Annotated in this window: 18 protein-coding genes; 6 read left to right on the top strand and 12 right to left on the bottom strand. The window is 70.7% G+C overall.

Annotated elements, in window-relative coordinates; genetic code table 11:
* Positions 1-27 precede the first annotated feature (27 nt).
* The 3 genes from ACWDR4_RS27925 to ACWDR4_RS27915 all read right to left on the bottom strand — a co-directional run bounded on the left by ACWDR4_RS27925 (position 28) and on the right by ACWDR4_RS27915 (position 3,100).
* Complete coding sequence (locus ACWDR4_RS27925; RefSeq protein WP_450412788.1) at positions 28-1,275, bottom strand: damage-control phosphatase ARMT1 family protein; 1,248 nt, start codon at positions 1,273-1,275, stop codon at positions 28-30.
* Between the two features lie 202 nt (positions 1,276-1,477).
* Positions 1,478-2,128 carry a ScbR family autoregulator-binding transcription factor gene (locus ACWDR4_RS27920; protein ID WP_369034686.1) on the bottom strand — a complete coding sequence of 217 codons (651 nt, stop codon included), beginning with the start codon at positions 2,126-2,128 and terminating at the stop codon, positions 1,478-1,480.
* Positions 2,129-2,203: 75 nt separating this feature from the next.
* Positions 2,204-3,100 (bottom strand): ScbA/BarX family gamma-butyrolactone biosynthesis protein, encoded by an 897-nt coding sequence (locus ACWDR4_RS27915; RefSeq protein ID WP_450412785.1) that lies wholly within the window; start codon positions 3,098-3,100, stop codon positions 2,204-2,206.
* 260 nt (positions 3,101-3,360) lie between these two features.
* Here ACWDR4_RS27915 and ACWDR4_RS27910 point away from each other — a divergent pair, with 260 nt between their 5' ends.
* Together ACWDR4_RS27910 and ACWDR4_RS27905 are read left to right on the top strand one after the other, a co-directional pair.
* Positions 3,361-4,002: a ScbR family autoregulator-binding transcription factor gene (locus ACWDR4_RS27910; protein WP_450412783.1), complete on the top strand. Its 642-nt coding sequence runs from the start codon at positions 3,361-3,363 to the stop codon at positions 4,000-4,002.
* Entirely contained in the window at positions 3,999-4,853 is an 855-nt protein-coding gene (locus ACWDR4_RS27905) for an NAD(P)H-binding protein (protein ID WP_450412781.1), read from the top strand. Before ACWDR4_RS27910 ends, ACWDR4_RS27905 begins: the two co-directional genes overlap by 4 nt.
* A gap of 195 nt (positions 4,854-5,048) precedes the next feature.
* On the opposite strand, the gene ACWDR4_RS27900 is transcribed toward ACWDR4_RS27905, so the two are convergent.
* Positions 5,049-6,845 (bottom strand): S8 family peptidase, encoded by a 1,797-nt coding sequence (locus ACWDR4_RS27900; protein WP_450412779.1) that lies wholly within the window; start codon positions 6,843-6,845, stop codon positions 5,049-5,051.
* A 463-nt stretch (positions 6,846-7,308) separates the two neighbouring features.
* Here ACWDR4_RS27900 and ACWDR4_RS27895 point away from each other — a divergent pair, with 463 nt between their 5' ends.
* Positions 7,309-8,274 (top strand): lytic polysaccharide monooxygenase, encoded by a 966-nt coding sequence (locus ACWDR4_RS27895; protein ID WP_450412777.1) that lies wholly within the window; start codon positions 7,309-7,311, stop codon positions 8,272-8,274.
* A gap of 33 nt (positions 8,275-8,307) precedes the next feature.
* On the opposite strand, the gene ACWDR4_RS27890 is transcribed toward ACWDR4_RS27895, so the two are convergent.
* Positions 8,308-8,967 (bottom strand): Tat pathway signal sequence domain protein, encoded by a 660-nt coding sequence (locus tag ACWDR4_RS27890; protein WP_450412775.1) that lies wholly within the window; start codon positions 8,965-8,967, stop codon positions 8,308-8,310.
* 812 nt (positions 8,968-9,779) lie between these two features.
* Here ACWDR4_RS27890 and ACWDR4_RS27885 point away from each other — a divergent pair.
* The gene (locus ACWDR4_RS27885) at positions 9,780-10,511 is read left to right on the top strand and encodes a DUF6230 family protein (RefSeq protein ID WP_450412773.1); all 732 of its coding nucleotides are present in this window, start codon (positions 9,780-9,782) and stop codon (positions 10,509-10,511) included.
* Positions 10,511-11,062: a DUF6114 domain-containing protein gene (locus ACWDR4_RS27880; RefSeq protein ID WP_450412771.1), complete on the top strand. Its 552-nt coding sequence runs from the start codon at positions 10,511-10,513 to the stop codon at positions 11,060-11,062. Before ACWDR4_RS27885 ends, ACWDR4_RS27880 begins: the two co-directional genes overlap by 1 nt.
* Here ACWDR4_RS27880 and ACWDR4_RS27875 read toward each other — a convergent pair.
* Positions 10,981-11,724 carry a Type 1 glutamine amidotransferase-like domain-containing protein gene (locus tag ACWDR4_RS27875; protein ID WP_450412769.1) on the bottom strand — a complete coding sequence of 248 codons (744 nt, stop codon included), beginning with the start codon at positions 11,722-11,724 and terminating at the stop codon, positions 10,981-10,983. The genes ACWDR4_RS27880 and ACWDR4_RS27875 overlap by 82 nt on opposite strands.
* A gap of 10 nt (positions 11,725-11,734) precedes the next feature.
* Positions 11,735-11,974, bottom strand: a complete 240-nt coding sequence (gene tatA, locus ACWDR4_RS27870; RefSeq protein WP_450412767.1) for a Sec-independent protein translocase subunit TatA — start codon at positions 11,972-11,974, stop codon at positions 11,735-11,737.
* 86 nt (positions 11,975-12,060) lie between these two features.
* Here tatA and ACWDR4_RS27865 point away from each other — a divergent pair, with 86 nt between their 5' ends.
* Positions 12,061-13,569, top strand: a complete 1,509-nt coding sequence (locus ACWDR4_RS27865; protein ID WP_450412765.1) for an LCP family protein — start codon at positions 12,061-12,063, stop codon at positions 13,567-13,569.
* 7 nt (positions 13,570-13,576) lie between these two features.
* Here ACWDR4_RS27865 and mgtA read toward each other — a convergent pair whose 3' ends face one another.
* The 5 genes from mgtA to ACWDR4_RS27840 form a co-directional block, all read right to left on the bottom strand.
* Positions 13,577-16,078: a magnesium-translocating P-type ATPase gene (mgtA, locus tag ACWDR4_RS27860; protein WP_450412763.1), complete on the bottom strand. Its 2,502-nt coding sequence runs from the start codon at positions 16,076-16,078 to the stop codon at positions 13,577-13,579.
* A complete protein-coding gene (locus ACWDR4_RS27855; protein WP_450412761.1) occupies positions 16,068-16,424 on the bottom strand; it encodes an ArsR/SmtB family transcription factor in 357 nt (118 codons plus the stop codon). Before ACWDR4_RS27855 ends, mgtA begins: the two co-directional genes overlap by 11 nt.
* A gap of 9 nt (positions 16,425-16,433) precedes the next feature.
* Entirely contained in the window at positions 16,434-17,501 is a 1,068-nt protein-coding gene (locus tag ACWDR4_RS27850; RefSeq protein WP_450412759.1) for a LacI family DNA-binding transcriptional regulator, read from the bottom strand.
* A 100-nt stretch (positions 17,502-17,601) separates the two neighbouring features.
* Positions 17,602-19,953, bottom strand: coding sequence for a beta-galactosidase (locus ACWDR4_RS27845; protein ID WP_450412757.1), 2,352 nt, complete (start codon positions 19,951-19,953; stop codon positions 17,602-17,604).
* On the bottom strand, positions 19,950-21,710 hold the full coding sequence (locus ACWDR4_RS27840) for a glycoside hydrolase family 35 protein (protein ID WP_450412755.1): 1,761 nt from the start codon (positions 21,708-21,710) through the stop codon (positions 19,950-19,952). Before ACWDR4_RS27840 ends, ACWDR4_RS27845 begins: the two co-directional genes overlap by 4 nt.
* Between the last annotated feature and the right edge of the window lie 55 nt (positions 21,711-21,765).

Below are 21,765 nucleotides of genomic sequence, written 5' to 3'. Positions count from 1 at the left end.
CGGTCCGTCGCACCGCCGCCGCAGCGGCTACGACACCTGAATCACCGCACGCGTGCCGCTCGTCCGCCAGCGCTGCCCCTCCGCGGCGACGAGTGCGGACTCGGTACGGGCGTCGAGGCCGACGATCACGTCCGACTTCAGGGTGCGCAGGGCGGCCACCGGGCCCGGGAAGTACGCGGTGACGTCCGCGAACGGCGCGGTCGGAGGCCGGAGTCGGTCACCGACGAGACGGCGGTAGTTCAGGTCGCCCTTCATCACGGTGACCGTGGCCGAGGCGAAGTCCTCGCGCAGGTCGTCGGGCATCGCCGCGTACGGGAGCGGGGCGCAGGAGAAGGGGTGGGCGCGTACCTCGAGGCGGCCGTCGGCCATCGCGGACCAGAGGCGGCGCCCGTACGCGGCGGCCTCGCCCGGTGCGCGGGTCAGTCGGCGCAGGGCGTCGACGACGTCGGCGGTGGTCGCGTCGGAGACGAAGAACGGGTGCGGTTTCACGTGCAGGACGGCGCGTTCGGCGTACCCCCGGGTCAGCAGGTGGTCCAGGAGCAGCAGGTCGGGGACGAGTTCCCGGCCGGCGTTGTCCGCGACCAGGCAGACCGTGCCGGGGTCACGTCGGGTGGGCCGGAGCAGCGACCAGAAGGACTCGCTGTCGTCGGCGACGAGTCCCGCCGCGTCCCCGCCCTTGTCCGCACCCTCGTCCGTCCCCTTGTCCGCGCCGGAGAGCCGGAAGCCGAGGTCGGCCCGGTTGCCCCACAGCGACCCGTGGAGCAGGGCGCGCGCCTGTTCCTCCTCGGGCCTGCCCACCAGGTCGTCGAGCGCGGCCAGTTCCTCGTCGGTCTCAGGGGCGTCCAGTTCGGCGAGCTTGAAAGGACGGAAGGGGTCGATCCCACGCCAGGCACCCTCGCCCCCGCTGCGGCTGCCATCGGTGCCTCCGCCTCCGCCTCCGCCGAAGTACCCGACCGCTTCGAGGAGTTGGCGGTAGAAGTACCCCTCCGCCCACAACCACGGCACGTCGAACCACGATCGGCCCGCGTACTCCTGGGTCCCCCACTCCTCCCACTGCTCCCGGTCCTCGGCCTCGGTGGGGAGCGGTTCGACGACTCCCTCGGTGCAGTTCTTGAGGAGCGCGTCGAGCGCGCGGTGCTGCTCGGGGCCGTACGGGAAGGCGTCCCGCACCTTCCGGATGAGCGCGGGATGCCGTTCGGCCAGCACGCTCCAGGGGAACGATCCCGGCTCGTTGGAGAGGATCACGGGCGGGGACACGGAGTCGGAAGCAGGCATGCGCCTCACGCTACCGCCCACGAAACACCCGGCCCGGAACGCGCAACGCGGCGACTGAGCGGCTGGGGAACTCCCTCAGGGGCGCGGGGAACTGCGCGACCAGCCACAACTGACCAGTCACCCGGCACTCAACCGCAAGCCCCTCCCCAGTAGCCGCACGGTTGAAGACGCAGGCACCGCGCAACGAATCCGACCGCCCGTCTCACGCCACGACCCTTATCTCCCGCTCCAGTTGCGCCACCAGGCTCAGATACCGCGCCCGCCTCGGCGTCGGCACCAGGGCCCGGATGGTGAGCCGCCACATGTCCGCCGTACGCCGGGGCTGGCGGGCCACCGGCTCCACCGCGCGGCTGACCACGCGGCTGCCGACGAAGAAGCTGACGAGGGAGTGCGCCATCGCGTCGACGTCGACGTCCGGGTGGACGTCGGACTCCTTGACCGCGCCCAGGAGTTTGCCGGACGCGATCTCCGACCACTCGCGGAACGGGTGCCGCAGCGGCGGCCGTACGACGACGTCGCCGGCCGCGAGACGCAGGCCCGCCCTGGAGATCGGGCCCTCGACGGCCATCCTGGTGATCCCGAAGGTGATGCGGATCAGCGCTTCGAGCGAGGAGTAGCCGCGGCCGTCGATGTCCCTGGCCATCCGCCGGGAGGTTCTGGACTGGATCTCCAGGATGGCGTGGGCCAGATCTTCCTTCGCCGCGAAGTGGAAGTAGAGGGCGCCTTTGGTGACATGGGCGTGCTCGACTATGTCGCTCAGGCTGGTCGACTCATAGCCGTGGCGGTCGAACAGGTCGGCCGCGGCCGTGATGATCGTCGCACGGGTCTGCTCGGCGCGTAACTGCCTCGCCATCGGCGCCCACCCCTTCCCACACCGTCCCGGCGCTCCCGAACTCCCTGAAGAAAAACGGGATATGCCGTTTGTTTCTTACTCCCTGTACAAGATAGCCGACCGTTCCGCGGTGCCCACCACACACTCGAAAACCGTGTGTCCCTCCTGTGTTCCCACCACCTTCAGGGCCCCGTCACCTTGGTCCGTGGACTCTATCCAGGTGGGCAGGTCCAGTTCGGCGAACTGATGGAAGGTCGTGTCGAAGGACACGGGCATCAGCCCGCCGTCGGGGCCCGTGCGCGCCAACGCCGCCTGGCGGGCGGCCTCCAGGAGCAGCATGCCCGGTATGTGATCGAGGGGATGGTCGAAGAAAACAGCATGACCGGTATCAACTCGCAACTGCCAGTCACGGTCGGTCTGTTGATGCGGTGCCAGGACGACGTCCGCCGCCGAGTCCCGGCCCACGTCGGCGGCCGGCAGCCCCGGCGGAACGGGCAATGCGGTCACGTCGGCCGCCGTACGACCGCCGCGCAGCCTGCTGAAGACGGCACCGCTGGTGCAGGTGAAGGCGACGTCGGCATGCGCGACCAGCTCACCGTCCAGCAGGACGTCGGCCGTGTAGCGGGCCGAAACCAGGCGCTTGCCTCGATGGCGGATGTCGGAGAAGGTGATGTCGATGATGGGTTCGGCGGGGACCGGCCCGACGCCCAAGTGCTCGGGGAACGTGGTGATCCGGAACTCCTGGAGCACGAACTGGTGGTCCAGGGGCACCTTGTACTCGGTGTGGTTGAGCAGGGTTCCGGCCTGGCGCACGGTCTCCACGACGAGCAGCGGATCGTACGTCGTCCGGTCGGGCGACACGTGTAAACAGTGGACTCGCGGCCACTGCGCGGAGACGCTGAACCGGTCGGTCTCTGTTCGGGACCAGCCGGTGGGGAACGTTTCCGCGATCGCCGCACGGTGCACGAGTTGGCGCGGAACGCTCGCCGTCATGGCTGGGATTTCGGCAGACTGCGGCACTGGAAGCAATGTCTCTCCCTCGGTCCCCCGAATGGCGTGGCAGACGGAAAGGCGCCCGCTCCGGTGAGCGTTAGAGTACGAGGCGACCGGTTTGTTTTCAACGAGATCAGTCGGTCCGGCCCTATGATCGGCGGTTCCGGCGCACCTGACCACGCGCCGTCACGCACCAGCACGGCACTGAATACGGCACCGAATACGGACACCGGCCAACTGGGCGCCAAGGAGGGGCTCTTATGGCGAAACAGGAGCGCGCCATCAGGACGCGCAGGGCGATCCTGGAAGCCGCGGGCGCGGTTTTCGACGAACACGGCTACACCTCCACGACCATCGCGATGGTCCTGGAACGGGCCGAGGTCACCAAGGGCGCCCTGTATTTCCATTTCCCCTCAAAGGAGTCCATCGCCCAGGCGGTACTGGACGAGCAGGTGCCGTTCGGCACGGTCCCGGAACAGGCCTGCAAGCTGCAGGAGATCATCGACATGACGTTCGTCGTGGCGCAGCGGCTGCTGACCGACTCTCTGCTGCGAGGCAGCGTGCGACTGACGGTGGACCAGGCGACGCCCCCCGGGGTCGACCACAGCGGACCGTTCCGGCAGTGGGGGGAGCGGCTGATCGTGCTGATGGAACAAGCCGGCGCCCAGGGCGAGTTGCTGCCCACGGTGAAGCCGCAGGACACGGTGGAGCTGCTGGTGGGGGGCTTCGCGGGCATCCAGTTGATGTCGCGGGCCCTGACCAACCGGGCGGACCTCGCGCACCGTATCTCGGTCCTGTGGTCCCACATCCTGCCCGGCATCGCGGTACCGGGGCTCCTGCTCGGACTGGACAGCCGGGCCGACCGCGGCGTCCGCATCCTCTCCGCGGTCCCCGTCCCGTGATTCTGCTGACGGGGGCCACCGGCACCGTCGGTCGGCTGGTCGCCGAACGTCTGGCGGGCACCGGCCCGCTGCGCCTGCTCACCCGCGACCCGCACCGCGTCACCCTCGCCGGTCCCGGAATCGAGGTGGTGCGCGGGGACTTCGACGACCCCGCCGGGCTGCGCGCGGCGCTGGTCGGCGTACGGTCCGCCCTGCTCGTCACCGCGAATCCGCTGGCGCCGGCCCAGGACGAGAACTTCGTGGCGGCCTCCCGAGCGGCGGGGGTACCTCAGGTGGTGAAGCTGTCTGCCCAGGCGGTGACCGACCCCGGGGCCACCGACCTGATCACACGGTGGCAGCGGTACAACGAGGAGCTCCTGCGCGCCTCCGGCCTGGCGTGGACCTTCCTGCGTCCGCGCGCCTTCATGTCCAACACCCTGGGCTGGGCCCGCTCCGTCCGGGAGGAGGGGGTCGTCCGGGGCCCCTACGGCACCTCGCGGAACGCGAACGTCGACCCGCGGGACATCGCCGACGTGGCGGTACGGGCGCTCTCGGACCCGGAGTCGCACGCGGGGCGGGCGTACGCGCTGACCGGGCCCGCCGGGGTCTCCCCGGTCGAACAGACGGAGATCCTGGGCGAGTTGCTGCAACGACCCCTGAAGTTCGTGGAACTGACGGAGGGTCAGCTGCTTCGGGGGCTGCTCTCGCGTTATCCGGAGGCAGTGGCCCACGCGCTCGTGGAGAGTGCGGCGCGGGGGCAGGACGGGGCGAAGGGGCAAGTGGAGCCGACGGTCGCGGAGTTGCTCGGGCGGACCGCTCGCTCGTACCGGGAGTGGGCAGCGGAGCATCTGGCTGAGTTCAGCGGGGGGTAGCTCCGCTGGATGGGCGGTTCGTTCGCTGCGGGTCGGTGGGGGCTGGTCGCGCAGTTCCCTGCGCCCCTATCGGGCGCGGTTCCCGCACCCGATATCCCCAAGTCATCGCGTATGGCACATGACAGCGGCGGGCCGGCCGGCGTCCATCCACGCCTGCCGACCCGCCCGTCTGTGTCACACCTTCAGCTCACTGGATCAGAAGGTGAGCTTCCAGCTGTTGATCGTGCCGGTGTCCGAGGCGGCCACGTCCTGGACGCGGAGCTTCCAGGTGCCGTTGGCGGTCTCGCTGGAGGCGTCCACCGTGTACGTGGTGCTCACGTTGTCGGCGGAGTCCGAGGTGCTGGAGGCCTTCAGCGCGTAGACCGTGCCGTCGGGCGCCACCAGGCTGATGACCAGGTCACCGCGGTAGGTGTGGGTGATGTCGACGCCGACCTGGAGGGCCGAGGGGGCGTTGCCGGTCCGGCCGGTGACGGCGATCGAGGACTCGACGGCGGAGCTGTTGTCCGGGATCGAGACGGCGGTGCTGGAGGAGAAGGTGGTCCCCGAGGTCGTACCGCTCACGGCCTGCACGGTCTTGGTGGCGTCGGCCAGGCCGGCGCCGCAGCCGCCCGAGCAAGTGCCGGGCAGGGCACGGGAGTTGGTCTTGATCGCCGACTCGATCTGGGCCGGGGTCAGCGAGGAGTTCGCCGACTTCAGCAGCGCGGCGAGGCCCGCGATGTGCGGGGCGGCCATGCTGGTGCCCTGGTAGTAGGCGTACGACTCGGTGGACGGGCCCTGGGTGCCTGAGTTCAGCGTGGACAGGATGCCGTTGGCGGTGCCGGTGCTGGTCTGGCCGCCGGGGGCCGCGATGTCCACGGAGGCGCCGAAGTTGGAGTACGAGGCCTTGGCACCCGTACGGCTCAGCGCGGCGACCGAGATGACGTTGGCGCAGCTCGCCGGGGAGTAGTTGGCCGCGTTGGCGTTGCTGTTGCCCGCCGCGACGACGACCGTGGTGCCACGGTTGACGGCGTTGGTGATCGCGGTCTGGGTGGCCGTGGTGCACGCACCGGAGCCGCCCAGGCTCATGTTGATGACCTTGGCGACGTTGGCGTTGGCCGGGACACCGGAGACGGTGCCGCCCGACGCCCAGGTGATGGCGTCGATGATGTCGGAGTCGTAGCCACCGCACTTGCCGAGGACGCGCAGCGGGGAGATCTTCGCGTTGTACGCGATGCCCGCGACACCCTTGCTGTTGTTGGTGGCGGCGGCGATGGTGCCCGCGACGTGGGTGCCGTGCCAGGAGGAGTTGCTGGAGCCGGTGCCGGTGCCGCACTCGTCGGTGGCGTACCAGTCGCCCGGGTCGGCCGGGTTGCTGTCACGGCCGTTGCCGTCCACCGCGACAGCGGTGTCGGCGATGAAGTCGTAGCCCGCGACGATGTTGGCGGCCAGGTCGGAGTGGGTGACATAGCCGGTGTCGATGACGGCGACGGTCACGCCGGTGCCGGTCGCGGTGGTCCAGGCGCCCGGAACACGCATGCCCGCGGTGGTCTCGAAGAGGTCCCACTGCTTGCTGTACTCGGTGTCGTTCGGGTCGGCCTGCGGCTTGTTGAGGCGGTCCGGTACGACGTAGGCGACCTGCGGGTCGGCCTGGTACTCGGCGATGACGTCGGCGACGTCCGCCTTGCTGAGCTGCTCGCCCAGGTCGACGAGGGCGGCACCGGTGCCGAGGCGGCGCTGGAAGTCCAGGCTCTCGCCGGCTTCCTTGCCCTTGGCGACGGCGTCGGCGTCGGCGGCCTGGTTCGACTTCGCCTCGGCGGCGCCGGCCTTGTAGCCGACGATGAGTCGTTCGGCCGGGGCGGCGACCGCCTGTGCGGCGGCTTCCGGGGCGGCGGCGGGAGCGGCGGGCTCCTGGGCGACGGCGACCGAGGTGGTGGCGGCGGCGACCAGCGCGGCGGAGACCGCGGCGACGGATATCAGCTTCCGCCCCGAGACACGGGTGAGTGAGGTACGCAAGGGCTTGCCTTTCGTGGCCGTACTCCGGGCAGCCTGGAGGGCGGCGCGGAGTGGCGGTCGATTCGCTTCGTCGTCGAAGCGGCGGGGGGTGCAGTCGAAAAGCGGCGCGGCGGCCGGCCAAGCGCGAGCGGCCCGTTCCGGGGTTACCTGTGGGGCGGCTGTGGTGGAACAGTAGGCAAAGAGAAGGTCATCCGGATACAGGGGAAACCCTCGATCCGTCCGGTTCCGCACCCTTGAACGCCGGAAACCGACCCTGAACGACGGCCAGTTGACCGGGTTGGGCGAGTTGCGGGGGATTGGCCGCGCGTGTGGCGTGCGTGCAGCGGGGCGAGTGACAGTGCGTGTGGCAGTGCGTGTGGCGATTGAACGCGGTCTGCCCGTTTCCCGTACTGCCCGAAGGCGGACCCGTTCTCGGGTCGGCCCGCAGCAGACCTGTTCCCCCCTCGGTCGAGGAGACATCCCGATGACCGCCCACCGCCGTACTCTCTCGGCCGCCGCACTCTCCTGCACCGCCGCCGTCGCGGCACCGCTGTTGCTGACGTTGTCGGCGGCGGCTCCCGCCCAGGCGCACGGTGCGCCGACGAAGCCGGTCAGCCGTGCCTTCGCCTGTTCGCCCGACGGCGGCAGCACGGCCGGTACGGCGGCCTGCAAGGCGGCGCTCACCGCGAACGGCGGGGCCCCCTTCACCTTCTGGGACAACCTGCGGGTCGCGAACGTGAGCGGCCGGGACCGCGCGGTGATCCCCGACGGCAAGCTGTGCAGCGGCGGGCTGCCCGACTACCGGGGGCTCGACATCGCCCGCGCCGACTGGCCCTCGACCACGTTGTCGCCGGGCGCGCGGCTGACGATGACATACCGCTCGACGATCCCGCACACCGGCACGTTCAAGATGTTCCTGACGAAGCCCGGGTACGACCCGGCCGAACCGCTGAAGTGGTCCGACCTGCCGGACAAGCCGTTCGCCGAGGTCAAGGACCCCTCGATGACTGGCGACGCGTACCGCATCGGCATGACGCTGCCGTCGGACCGGACCGGCCGCCATGTCCTGTACACGATCTGGCAGAACTCCAGTACGCCGGACACGTACTACTCGTGCTCGGACGTGGTGTTCCCGAAAGCGAAGAGCGACGGGGGCAACTCTGCCAGCGCCGGCAGCTCCGACGCGTCCGCGACCACTGCGGCGCAGACCAAGCCCACCCAGTCCCCCACGCCGACCGATGCGGCCGAGGAACCGTCGAGGACGGCGGAGACGGAAGAGGCGGCGGAGTCCGCCGACTCCGCCGCCCCACAGGCCGGAAGTACCGTGGCCGGCGCCCCGGTGGCGTCCACCACCGACGGCACCGGACCGCAGTACGCGGTCGCGGGCGGCGCCGCGGCCGTACTGCTCGCCGTGGCCGCCGCCCTCGTCCTGCGGCTGCGCCGCCGGTGAACACCAGCAGCCCAGCTGCTCATTGACGGATCGTCAGTTGACGAAGACCGTGGCGTTGCCCTGCGTCACATCCTGCACCGGGGCGTACTTGGCGGTGAAGTAGCCGCTGCTGAAGCACAGCGACGAACCGGAGAACTTGGTGAACGCCTGGCTGGTGAAGTTGATGCTGTTGTCGGTGTTGCTGGACGTACCGGTCAGGCTGGGCGCCTGGTAGACGCAGTTGATGCTGCCCAGCAGGGTGCTCAGCACGACGGTCGTCTGGATGGTCGAGCCCGAGGCCGGGGTGACGGTGACCGTGCCGTCGGAGGTCACCGAGGTGGTGTAGGGCAGGTTGTTGACGGTCACGCTGGTCACGCCGAGCACACCGAGGACGTTGCTGGTGCAAGTACCGAAGGTGTGGGCGGTGACCGACTCGGTGGCCGTGCCCGAAGCGGCGGGGTTGGTCTCGACCTTCGCGGTGAAGGTCGACGCGGCGCAGCTGACGCCGCTCGTTCCGGTCGCGCTGGAGTAGAGCGTGGCGGTGGTGCCGGAGGCGAGGGAGGCGCTGAGGACGTCGCCCACGGCGACGGCGTCACCGGCCGCGCTGCCGACGGTCAGCACGGTGTCGGCGGCGGACGCGGGGGTGACCGCCGCGACGGAGAGGCCGACGACAGCGGCGGCGAGGGCCAGGGCGGAGCGAGTGCGAGTACGCATGATGCGGGTGCCTCTTTCTGGAACTGGGGGTGTTGGGGGGTGCTTTGGGGGTGAGGTGGGGGGTGGTGTCTGGGGGGTCAGGGCATGCGGAAGTACGCGTGGGAACGCGCGCCGAACGCCTGAAGGGCAGGGGAAAACCTGAAGGGCGCGGGAAAGGAGCCGTCGCCGGCCCGTGACGCCTTCTCCGTACGTGACGGACCGGCAACGACAACCGGCCGGTGACCGGCAGGAAGGCTTGGAGGGAGGCTTCCTGGCCGGACCGGGCGGGACAGGGCGACCCGGCGACGGCCCAGGGGGGAAATGGCCGCGCCGTCGCCTCGGAGGCGGACTTCGGAATGAGCGATGAGTCCGGGAAGAGCGGCTCGCACCGCTGCGGATCCGGCGCCACGGATCCGGGGAAACCACGGCAGTTCTAAACCTGAGGGACCGTCAACGTCAAGGTGCGGAACGGAAGTTGATGTTTCCGATCCAACTTTCCCGTGGTTTCCGCCCGCCCCTCCGAACCCTTGCGGCGCTCGCACGAGACCCCTCAAAGGGCCCTCGGAGACCCCTTCGGACGCCCCGAACGACCCTCGATCACTCCGTGAAGCCACAGGTGACGCATAATCCGCACCCTTTTTTCACAACTCCCTTGACCCTCCAAAGTAACCACGGGTAACTTCCTCGGCGGCTACTGGGGCGTAACCATGAAAGGCCTTGCAACCGCCGGGAGTTGCGAGGAGGCGTACGCCGCAGCCGCTGTCCGCGCCAGGACAACGCGCCACTGAAGCCCGACCAGCATTGACGTACTGACTATGCACTTGGGAGCAGCCATGGCCTCGTCCTCGGACGCCTCGTCGTCCGCCGGATCCAACCCCGAGCAGCCGGAGAGCGGTAACGCCTCCGATGGCTCCGGGGGCTCGGGATCCTCCAACGTGTCCGAATTCTTCGAAGGTGCCGGAAAGGGCGCCGAACGACGCGGGCGGGTCCGTGGACGCCGCGCCGCCATCATGGCGGTGCCGGCCACCCTGATCGCCGCGACGCTCGCGGTGCTCACCGCCGAGGGCGCTCTGGGCGTCCAGTTCGCCATCTCCGGCATGCCGTTCGTGGTCACCGCGACCGAGCTGAACGGCACCGGCTTCGAGCAGTTCGGCGGCCTCGACCACATGATCGAGAACAGCCCGAACGAGGGTGACACCGGCGGTCAGGTGCTGGTCATCACCTCCGCGATCAAGAGCGCGTCGCTCACCAAGCTGTGCCAGAGCGTCGACCTCGGCGGCATCAACCTGCTGATCAAGGCCGGCAGCAGCGGCACTCCGGTGACCGCGACCGACCTGACGACCGACTCCACCGAGCTGTCGGGCAACGCGTCGTTCGACAACATCGAGATCGGCAACGACGCCAGCACGCTCACCAAGGCGGGCGTCAAGGGTCCGCGGGGTGTCTTCAGCCAGCAGGCGGACACCGTCCACATCGCCAACCTGCGGCAGACCAACTACGCGACCACGGCCGCGGTGTTCAAGCTGCCCGGGCTGAAGCTCAGCTTCAGCGAGTCGGGTTGCTGATGTCGGCCGACATACGGCAGGGGGTTCGGCCCGCCTTCAGATCCTGGCGGGCCGACCGTCCGTTCCTGGCCGGGGTGCTGCTCACCCTGGGCGGGGCGGAGATCCTGGTCACGATGAAGGTGTCGCTGAAGGTCGTCCTGCACATCGGTATGCAGGGTCTGGCGGGCTATCTGCTGCCGTCGCTGATGATCGTGTGCGGGCTGCTGATCATCTTCAACCCCGCACAACGCCTGTTCTACTCGATCGTCGGTGTCCTGCTGACGCTGGGCACATGGGTCACCTCGAACCTGGGCGGCTTCTTCGTGGGCCTCACCCTGGGAGTCGTGGGCAGTTGCATGGCCTTCGGCTGGCTCCCGGACCAGGAACCCAAGGTCAGCCGCAGGCAGCGGCGCAAGGCCAAGCGGGAGCGCGAGGCCGTCATGGCGGCGCAGACGACCCCGGAATCCAAGGCGGCGGCAACGGACGACGGTCAGGAAGACACCGGAGAGGGCAACCTGCGCGGCTCGATGCGCTCCTCCACCGCCGACTCCCCTTCGCATCTGACGACGTAGGCACCCTTGCCCGGCAACTCCGCGACCGCCTCGACGAGTTCGGTCCCTCGGTAGACGAGGCCGACCCCGTCGTCGGTGCAGTGCGTGGTGGGCAGGGTGCCGTCGGCGACCAGCTTGTGGATCAGCGGGCGGCGGCCCGCGTCGCTGTCGTAGTGCACCCCGTTGCCGTACGGCAGGAAGTCCAACGCGTCGGTGAGCGGCCGGAGTTCGGGACCGAAGGAGTCGGTGGTGCCGCCCCTGAACCAGCAGAGGGAGCCCGCACTCACGCCGCTGAGCACCACGCCGGCCTCCCAGGCGCGCCGCATGATCCGGTCGAGTCCGTGCACCCGCCACACGGCCAGCAGGTTCGCGACCGACCCGCCCATGACCCAGACGACGTCCTGTTCGAGCACCGTGCCCTCGACGTCGTCGACGTTGGGCATCGGGAAGAGATGCAGCGGCGTGAGGTCGAAGCCCGCGACCCGGGCGGCCTCACCCATGCGCGCCGCGAAGTGCTCGGCGTCCCCGATCGCCGTACCGACGTACAGGACGCGCGGCCTGCGGCCGTGGGCCCCGGAGAGATCGACGGCGTGATGCACGAGGGCGTTGAACGACACCATGGTCCGACCGCCGGTGCGGTGTCCGCCGGAGGTCGCGAGGATGGTCGGTTCGGAAGCGGCCATGCGGATGATCCTACCGATCGACGGCAGGCTCCCGACGGTCGACGACCGGCTCGTCCACCTGCGAAGAACCCTCCCCCGCCGCCCCGTTCACCGTGCCGTCCGCCTTCAAAGCCTGCGCCTCGCTCTTGAGGATGCGCATCGAGCGGCCCAGCGCACGCGCGGTGTCCGGCAGCTTCTTCGAGCCGAACATCACGATGAAGACGATCGCCACGATCAGCAGATGCCAGGGTTCCAGTCCGTTTCGGAGCACAACCTCACAGCCCTTTCCTTCGTCACACATAACAGTTGCCACTTTGCGCAACTGTACAACCAAGGTGAGACGTGAGAAGGGCGCCGATGACCACCAGCACCAGCAGGCGGGCCGTACCAGCACGACACCGGTCCGCCGGGGGCACCCGGCGGCGCAAGTCGGGGCGGCGTGGACGGCTGGCACTGGGGATCTGCCTCTCGCTCCTGCTGCTCGTCGCGGCCGGCGCAGGCTGGGTCTATCTGAAGCTGGACGGTGACATCAAGACCTTCGACGCGGGCGGCCTCTCGGACGACCGCCCCGCCGAGGGCTCGTCCAAGGGCGAGAACGTCCTGGTCATCGGCTCGGACGCGCGCAACGACGGCAACGCCGCGCTCGGCGGCGGCGACGTCAACGACATCGGCCGCTCCGACACCGCGTTCCTGCTGCACATATACGCCGACCACAAGAACGCCGTCGCCGTCTCCATCCCCCGCGACACCCTGGTCACCATCCCGCCGTGCAAACTGCCCGACGGCAAGTGGACGACCGCCCAGCCGGACACGATGTTCAACCAGGCCTACTCGGTCGGCGAGACCGAGAAGGGCAACCCCGCCTGCACACAGAACACTGTCGAGAGCATCACCGGGCTGCGCGTCGACCACACCGTCGTCGTCGACTTCAAGGGCTTCGCCGCGCTGACCGACGTGGTGGGCGGGGTGAAGGTGTGCCTCCCCCAGAACGTGTACGAACGTGACCTCAGACCCAAGCTCCCCACGCGCGGCAAGCTGCTCTTCGACAAGGGCGAGCAGAGGGTCTCGGGCCAGAAGGCGCTGGACTACGTCCGGATCCGGCACGGCATCGGCGACGGCTCCGACATCGGCCGTATCAAGCGCCAACAGGCCTTCGTGGCAAGCCTGATGAAGGAGGTCAAGAACAACGGCCTGAGCCCGACCAAGCTGCTCCCCCTCGCCGACGCGGCCACCAAGTCGCTGACCGTGGACCCCGGTCTCGGCTCCGCCGACAAGCTGATCTCCTTCGCGATGTCGCTGAAGAACATCGACCTGCACAACACGAAGTTCGTCACCATCCCCTGGCGGTACGAGGGTGCGCGCGTGGCGATCGTCGAGCCCGACGCGAGTGACCTCTGGGCCGCCCTCAAGGCGGACCGCACCCTGGACGGCAAGGACGCGAGCGGCAAGAAGAAGGCCTCGCCGAGCGCGAGCCCCAAGGCGACCCCGACTCCGGTGTCCGGCAAGGGAATCGCCGTCGCCGTCTACAACGGCACCACCGTCACCGGCCTGGCCGCGAAGGCCGCCGCCGAGCTGACCGCCGACGGTTTCACGGTCACCGGCACGGCGACCGCGAACAGCCAGGACCACGCGACGACGGTGATCGAGTACGGCCCCGACCACAAGTCCGAGGCCCAGACGGTGGCCCGCGTCTTCCCCGGCGCCGCCCTCCAGCCGGTGACGGCGGACGGCGTCAACGTGGTCGTCGGTGAGTCGTACCAGGCCGGAGCCACTGCCTCGCCGACACCCACCGCGGTCCCGAAGGACGTCGCCGCGGGAGCCCGCTCGGCGGACGACAACCCCTGCTCGAACCTCAGCTACGGCTGAACCGGCCCTACGGCCGACCGGCCCCTCGCCGCCGACGAGCGACGGCGAGGGCACCCCCGTACAGCACCGGCACGACCACCAGCCCCGCGTAGTACGGCCCTGGCAGCCCCACCAGCCCCAGCGAGGACCCGACCGGGGAGAGGGGCAGCAGCAGCCCGACGGCGGCGAGCGCACCGGCCGCCCGCCCTACGACTCCCGCGCCCCGGCCCCCGCCCCCGCCGCGCAGGAGCAGCATCACCACGGCCTGGGTGAGGAGGTTCTCGGTGAACCAGGCCGAGTGGAAGACGGCCCGGTCGTCCAGGGCGTCGGGCCCGTGCAGCGCGAGGGCGAGCACGGCGAAGGTCGCGAGGTCGGCGACGGCGTTCAGCGCGCCGAAGACACCGAGGAAGCGGAGGAGGTCGCGGGGGCTCAGGACGGTCGGCCGGGCCAGGACACCGGGCGCCGGACGGTCGTACGCGTACGCCAGTTGGGCCGCGTCGAAGCACAGGTTCTGCGCGAGGACCTGGGCCGGGAGCATCGGCAGGAAGGGCAGCAGGAGCCCGGCGGCGAGCATGGCGACGACGTTGCCGAGGTTCGAGGAGAGCGTGACGCGCAGATACGTGGCGATGTTGCCGCTGCTGAGCCGCCCGGCCGTGACGGCGTGGGCGACGGCGGCGAGATCCTTCTCCCCGAGGACGACATCGGCGCTCTCACGGGCCACGTCGACGGCGTCGCGCGGCGCGATCCCGACATCGGCGGCACCCAGCGCGGGCACATCGTTCACCCCGTCCCCGAGAAAGCCGACAGTGTGACCATCGGCCCGCAGCGCGGCGACGATCCGGGCCTTGTGGGCCGGCGTGCAGCGCGCGAAGACGGTCGTACGCCGGACCAGATCCGCCAGTTCGGCGTCCTCAAGGCCCTCCACGCCCTCCGCCACCTCCCCCGGGTCGAGGCCCAGGTCGCGGCAGGCGCGGGCGGCCGTGCCCGGATGGTCGCCGGTGAGGACCTTCACCCCTACGCCCAGTGCGGTGAGATCGCGCAGGGCCGGGGCCGCGGTGGGCGTGAGGTCGTCCCGCAGGGCGACGAAACCCCGGAAGGTCAGGCCGTGTACGTCGGCCGGGGTCCAGGCGCGGGTGCGTGCGGGCCGCTCGGCGGTGGCGACGGCGAGCAGCCGCAGCCCGCTCGCCGCCTCCCGGTCGGCGCGCGCGAGGAGCCGTTCCCGCTCGACGGGGTCCAGTGCGCACCGCCCGACGACGTCCGCGACCGCGCCCTTGACGACGAGGACATGGGTGCCCAGCCGCCCTCGTACCACCGCCGTGGCCAGTCGCCGCACGGGATCGAAGGGCAGCGCCGCCACCCCGTCGTACCGCTCCCCGACCGGCCCCGCCACCGTCAGCAGCGCCTCATCGAGGGCGTCCGGGGTGGGCGGTTCGGCCAGCTGGAGGGTCCACCAGGCGGCCGTGGCGGCCCAGTCGAGCACCTCCGGGTCGTCCCGGCCGCCGGCGTCAAACGAGCGTTCGACGACCAGGTGGTCCCGGGTGAGGGTGCCGGTCTTGTCGAGGCACAGGACGTCGACCGCGCCCAGGTCGTGCAGCGCGGGCAGCCGTTTCACCACGACACCGTGGGCTCGGGCGAGCCCCGAGGCCCCGCGCGCCAGACAGGTGCTGACGACGACGGGGAGCATCTCGGGCGTCAGCCCGACCGCCACCGCGACGGCGAAGGGCAGCGTCTCGGGCCCCTGCCCGCGCAGTGCCGCGCTCGCCATCAGCACCAGCGGCGGGGCGAGCAGCATGAACCGGATCAGCACCCAGGAGACCCCGTGCAGCGACCGGTCGAAGGCGCTCCCCTCCCGGCGTACGGCTTCACCATGCGCGCCCGCGAACCGCGTACGCGCCCCCGTGGCCACCACCACGGCGGTGGCGCTCCCCGAGGCGACGGCACTGCCCTGGAAGCACAGCTCGGGCCGCGCGAACACGCCCCGGTCCGCCGCATCCGGCCGTACGCCCTTCGCCACCGGCGTCGACTCACCCGTGAGCGGCGCCTGGCGCACGGTCAGCCCGGTCGCGCGCAGCAGCCGTACGTCCGCCGGGACCAGGTCACCGGGCCCGAGCCGGATCACATCGCCGGGCACGAGTTCGGCGACCGGGATCTCCCGGGCGAGCGGCGGCCCGCCCGCCGCCGGGCGGCGCAGGACGGTCGCTGTACCGGCGACCAGCTCGCGCAACCCGCTGAGGAAACGTTCCGCCCGATGCTCGCCCGAGGCACGCAGCACACAGCTGACCGCGACCAGGGACACGATCACCGAGGCCGTCCCCCAGGCGGTGACGCCCGCCGAGACGAGCCCGAGGCAGAGCAGTACGGCGGTGAAGGGGTCCCGCAGACTCCGTACGAACCGGACGGGCCGGCGGATCGGACGGGCGGCCGGGACCACGTTCTCCCCGACGTCCGCCAGCCGCGCCTCGGCCTCGTCGTCGGTCAGACCGCGCGGGAAGTCGTCGAGTCGGTGCGGCGTCCGAAGATCAGACTCCACGGAGGTGCCGTACGGGGGTGTGCTCGGCGCGGTCGGTCAGCCGCCCGACCAGCAGCCGTACGACGGTCACGACGTCCGGGTCGTCGACGAAGTACACCTGCCGGCGCCCTTCGCGCCTCGACCGGACGAGCCCGGCGAGCTTCAGTTTGGTGAGGTGCTGGCTCACGGCGGGCAGCGCGCCGCCGACCCGCTCGGCGAGCCCGCTCACATCGCTCTCGCCCTGCGCCAGCGCCCACACGATGTGCAGCCGGGCGGGTGAGGCGAGCAGCCCGAAGGCCCCGGCGGCCTCCGCCAGCACCTCGGCGGACGGATCGTCGGAACCGGAGCTGCCCGTACCTGTTACCACCGGGCCAGTTTAGGCCCGTACGGGGCCCGTGCTGCTCCGCACGATGAGGTGGGCCGGGATGACCGTGACAAGGCCCGTGTCCGGGTCCGCCCGGCCGTCGATCCGCGCCAGGAGCAGCCGCAGCGAACACGTGCCGATCTCCTGGAAGTCGGTGCGGATGGTGGTGAGCGGGGGCAGCAGATGGGCGGCTTCCGGGATGTCGTCGTAGCCGACGACGCTGACGTCGTCCGGGACCCGACGGCCGGCCTCGTGGAAGGCGCGCAGCGCGCCGAGCGCCATCTGGTCGTTGGAGGCGAAGACGGCGGTGACGTCCGGATCGCGGGCGAGTCGCCGGCCCAGTTCGTAGCCGGAGTCGGCGCTCCAGTCGCCGACGAGCGGCTCGGGCACCTCGGCCCCGGCCTTCTCCAGGGTCTCGCGCCAGCTCGCGGCCCGGCGTTCGGCGGAGGTCCAGCCGGTCGGCCCGGCGATGTGCCGGACCGTACGGTGGCCGAGGTCGAGCAGGTGTTCGGTGGCCGCGCGCGCTCCGCCCCGGGAGTCGGCGGTGACCATGGGGGTGTCGTCGCCCAGGGCGTTGTCCATCACGACGAGGGGGGTGTCGAGGTGGGCCTCGGCGAGCGCCTTGCCCACCCGGCGCTGCGGGGCGATGGCGATGACCCCGTCGGCGCCCTCCGCCGACAGCCGGTCCACGGCCTGGACGACGGTGTCCCGGTCGGCGGTGTCGAGGGCGATGGAGCTGACCAGGTAACCCGCCTCCTGGGCCGCGGTGTTGATCGCGGTGAGTGTGGAGGCGGGCCCGTAGCGGGCCGCGTCGAAGGAGATCACCCCGAGCATCCGGGTCCGCCCGCTGGCCAGCGAACGCGCGCTGCGGCTCGGCCGGTACCCGAGCGAGCGCATGGCATCGAGGACGGCTTCCCGGGTCTCGGCCCGCACGGCGGGGTTGTCGTTGAGCACCCGCGACACGGTCTGCTTGGAGACACCGGCCAGCCGCGCCACGTCGTCCATCACCGGCCGCGTTCCCGCGAAGTTGCGCCGGCTGCGTCCCTTGGGAGCGGCGCCGCCACCGGCACTTCGGGTCATGGGGATGCTTCCTTCGGCTTCGTCCCGTGGGTGGCGGTCGTGCCCCGCCCGGCTGGCCCACAGGATAGGCCGCCGGGCGACGCTCACCACCGACCGGGACCTACACGACGATCACCTGAGTCCGTACGGTGACCCATTCAACGCGCGAGATCCCGGCCTCCCCCACCGGTGCGGGCACCGGCAGGTACACGGGTGTCTCGGCGGCGAACGGCAGCACCTTCACGCGCAGGGCGCCGTCCGGGATCCGGTCGAGGGCGATCTCCCAGACCCGCCCCGCGTAGAACTGATCGGCGACCAGCGTGTCCCCGACGTAGGCACGGGCCACGTCTCCGGTCCAGTGGACGCGCAACAGCGTTCCCCTGCGCGGGAGTTCGTCCGGTACGTCGATGAGGTACTCGGCGGCAGCCGTGTCGAAGTACTTGTCGGCGGGCGCACTGGCCCGGTCCTGTACGCCGGTGACGATGTCGGGAGCGGGTCCGGCGGCCCGGAGGAGAGAGACGTCGAGGGTGCCCGAGTCGCCACCCGTGGGGAGCGTGTAGCGGGTGAACACCCCGTCGGCGGTCACGGCCAGGTTCTCGCCGGGAGCCCGTCCGGGCGCGGGCAGTACGGCGAAGGAGGTCTCCGCCGCCGAGCTGTGCAACCGCACCTCCCCGGCCGGCTCGTCGAAGACGACCCCGTCCCCGGCGTCGCACAGGACCAGCCGCTCGGCGCCCCAGGCCACACCCCGGTAGGCGGTACGGGCCGTCGCCGCGTCCAGCACCAGCAGGCCGACCTGTCCGCCGTCCAGCGTGCCGACCTCGACGAGGGCATCGGTCCCGGGCCGCAGCCCGGTGACGAGGAAGCGCCCGTCGGCGGACCCGACCTTCCCCATGGGCGTGTGCACATACCTCAACGTCCGGACATCCAGGGCCAGTTCGACGGGAATCCCGTCCGTGGCGACGAGCACCAGGACGGTACGTCCGTTGACGTCGACCGTGCACACCGGCTGAGCGGTGGCCCAGTCGAGCCGCAGTCCGGCCACGTCGAGCCGTAACGGCCAGCAGAAATAGGCACCTTGAGGAACCGTCACCGGCGCGCTGGGCACGGTCAGTTCGGGCCCTTCCGGAAACCCGACCGTGAACGACGTGTCCGGATGGTCGGGCAACGGCTCGTGCGGCTGATGGTTGTTGACGAAGAGAAGACCGGAGTCACCGTCACTGCGCACGGCCCATCGCAGCGTCTCCCGGTCGTCCTGCCCGGCCGGCTGCCGCTCGGGCAGCACGGACTCCATGGGTGCGATGCGCTCGCCGAAGTCCGCCAACAGCAGGTGCTGGAGGCGCAGTTCGTCGTACGAGGGCCGGTACTGCCCGTACTCGCCGAGCGGCGCCTGGAAGTCGTACGTCAGGACAGGGAGGTCGTTCGGGTAGTCGGTGGCGTGGGACTCCTGGAGGGTGGTCAGCTCACCGGCGGGATTCGTGCCGCCGTGGAACATGTAGTAGCCCTGCCAGACCGAGCCGCACCCGATCTTCGTGAGCCCGAGCGCGCCGATGTCGGCGGCGTCGACACGTGGGCGGCGGTGGTAGGCCACGGCCATCCCGCCGCCCAACTCACAGGTGGCCCAGGGGAATCGGTCGGTCGGCGCCGGTTCTCCGCCCCGTACGTGTGTCGGGCGCAGGTCGGAGCCGATGCCCTCGTCGTCGCGCTGGTGGGTGAAGAAGAAGTGCTTGCGGCAGGTGTCGGACCAGCCGCCGTCCCACTCGGTCCAGAAGGTCTCGGTGTAGCCGCCGTACAGCGGAAGCAGTTCGTCGGGCGGGAGTCGGACCCCGCCCCAGGCCGTCGAGGTCCAGAGCGGTGCGCTCAGCCCGGCCTCCTGCGCCATCCGCTTCAGGGTGAGGAGATGGCCGGGCTGGTCGTACAGCTCGTTCTCGATCTGGATGGCGACGATCGGGCCGCCGTGCGCCCGGTCGAGCCCCTTCAACTGCTCGGCGATCGCCGCGAACCAGCCGCGTACGGGTCCCAGATAGGCGGGGTCGTCGGTGCGGGGTGCGTGGGTGCGGGCGAGCAGCCAGTCGGGCAGGCCGCCGTTGCGTACCTCGGCGTGGCTCCAGGGCCCGATGCGCGGGATGAAGTCGAGGCCGTGGCGGGCGCAGAGTTCAGCGAAGCGGCGCAGATCGCGGTCGCCGTCGAAGCTGACCCGGCCCTCGATCTCCTCGTGGTGGATCCAGATGAGGTAGCTGGCGACTGCCGTCACCCCGGCGGCCTTCATCTTCAGCAGCTCCTCCTCCCACTCCCCGGCCGGGTAGCGGGAGTAGTGGAACTCGCCGGAGACGGGGAACCAGGGGCGTCCGCCACGGGTGAACCAACGGCTGGTCACCTCGATCGGGTCGACGGCTCCCGGCGCGTCGGCGAAGGGGAGGTGGCCGGTGAGCGGGGGTCCGGCGGGCGCGGGGACCCGGAGGGAGTGGTGGGTCACGGTTTCACCGGTCCGAGGTCGGGGGTGTCGGTGAGCAGCGCCTGCGCGGAGGTGGTGGCGTTCAGCTCAAGGAGCACCAATTCGTTGGCGCCCGGGCGCAGTACGGGCGCGGGGACGTAAAGGGTGCGCTGCGGGCCACGGTTCCAGTAACGGCCGAGGTGGAAGTTGTTGATCCAGGCCTGCCCTTTGGTCCAGCCGGGCAGCGACAGGAAGGTGTCGGCGGGGGCCTGGACCTCGAACGTGCCCTTGTAGAAGGCGGGTTGGGTCGCCGGGGCCGCGTCGGAGGGCACGAAGGGCAGTGCGCTGAGGTCGTCGAGGGTAAGGGGGTGGCTGTCCCAGCCGTGCAGGGCGGTGCCGTTGAAGGTGACCGCCCCGAGAAGGCCCTTCGGGGAGCCGATGCGCGGCCCGTAGTTGACCCCGCCCATGTTCTCGACGAGCACGTCAACTGCCGCTCCGGCGAAGGGAATCCGGACGGGCAGGGTCTCGTCGTGCCGCTCGCGTTCGAGTACGCCGACGGGGGCGCCGTCGACGAACACCTGAGCCCGGTCGCCCACTCCGCCGGCGAAGTGCAGCAGCCCGTCGCCCGAGAGGGGAGCGGTGGTGCGGTAGAGGACGTACCCGGCACGCAGCCCCAGCTCGTCCATGGTCGCCGGTTCCTCGGTGCGCACGGGCTTGGCGAGGAGCCCAACGTTGGGCAGCAGAGGCACCTGCTGCCCCAACTCCACTCCGATGGGCGGGAGTTTGCGACTCGGCGCGGGTACCGGCTCGTCGGGGACGGGCGCGTGCCGGGCGATCACCTCGCGGAAGGCGTGGTACTTCGGTCCCGGGTCGCCGTTCTCGGTGAGGGCGGCGTCGTAGTCGTAGGACGTGACCATGGGCTGGTAGGCGTGGTCGTGGTTGGCGCCGTTGGTGAAGGCGAAGTTGGTGCCGCCGTGGAACATGTAGATGTTGACGGACGCGCCCGCGGAGAGCAGCCGGTCCAGGTCGGCGGCGGCGTCGGCCGCGTCCCGGACGTGGTGCTCCTCGCCCCAGTGGTCGAACCAGCCGATCCAGAACTCCGCGCACATCAGGGGCCCTTCGGGCTGATGCGCTCTCAACTGCTCCAGGGACGCGGCGACTTTGCTGCCGAAGGTGCCGGTCGTGAGCACCCCGGGAAGGCTGCCCGCCGCCAGGTGCTCGGGGTTGGCCTGGTCGCAGGTGAAGAGCAACTCCCTGATCCCGCGCGAGCGCAGGGCCTCCGCGAGGTGTTCGAGATACGCGGCGTCGTCGCCGTACGCGCCGTACTCGTTCTCCACCTGCACCGCGATGACGGGACCGCCGGACTCGGCGAGGTAGGGCAGCAGAGGCGGCAGCAGGAGGTCCAGATAGCGGTCGATGGCACCCGTGAAACGGGGGTCGCTGGAGCGCAGCCGGATGTCGGGGTCGGTGGTGAGCCAGGAGGGCAGCCCGCCGCCGTCCCACTCGGCGCAGATGAACGGGCCTGGCCGCAGCAGGACGTGCAGCCCCTCCGCCTTGGCCAGCCGCAGATAGCGCGGCAGATCGAGGATGCCGTCGAGGGCGAGGGTGCCGGGCTCGGGCTGGTGGAGGTTCCAGGGGACGTACGTCTCCACGGTGTTGAGGCCCATCAGCCGGGCCTTGCGCAGCCGGTCGGCCCACTGGTCGGGGTGGACGCGGAAGTAGTGCATCGCGCCGGAGATGATCCGGAACGGCTCGCCGTGCAGCAGGAAACCGTCGGACGTCGTTGTCAGGGCGGGCATGCGGGGGCTTCCCTTCGGTTCGTGGACTCCAGCCGGTTCGCTGGAGGTGGTTGGT

The organism is Streptomyces sp. NPDC000878, from assembly GCF_053599695.1.
The sequence above is the reverse complement of the archived record's forward strand: the minus strand, read 5'-3'. Positions and strand labels throughout refer to the sequence as shown.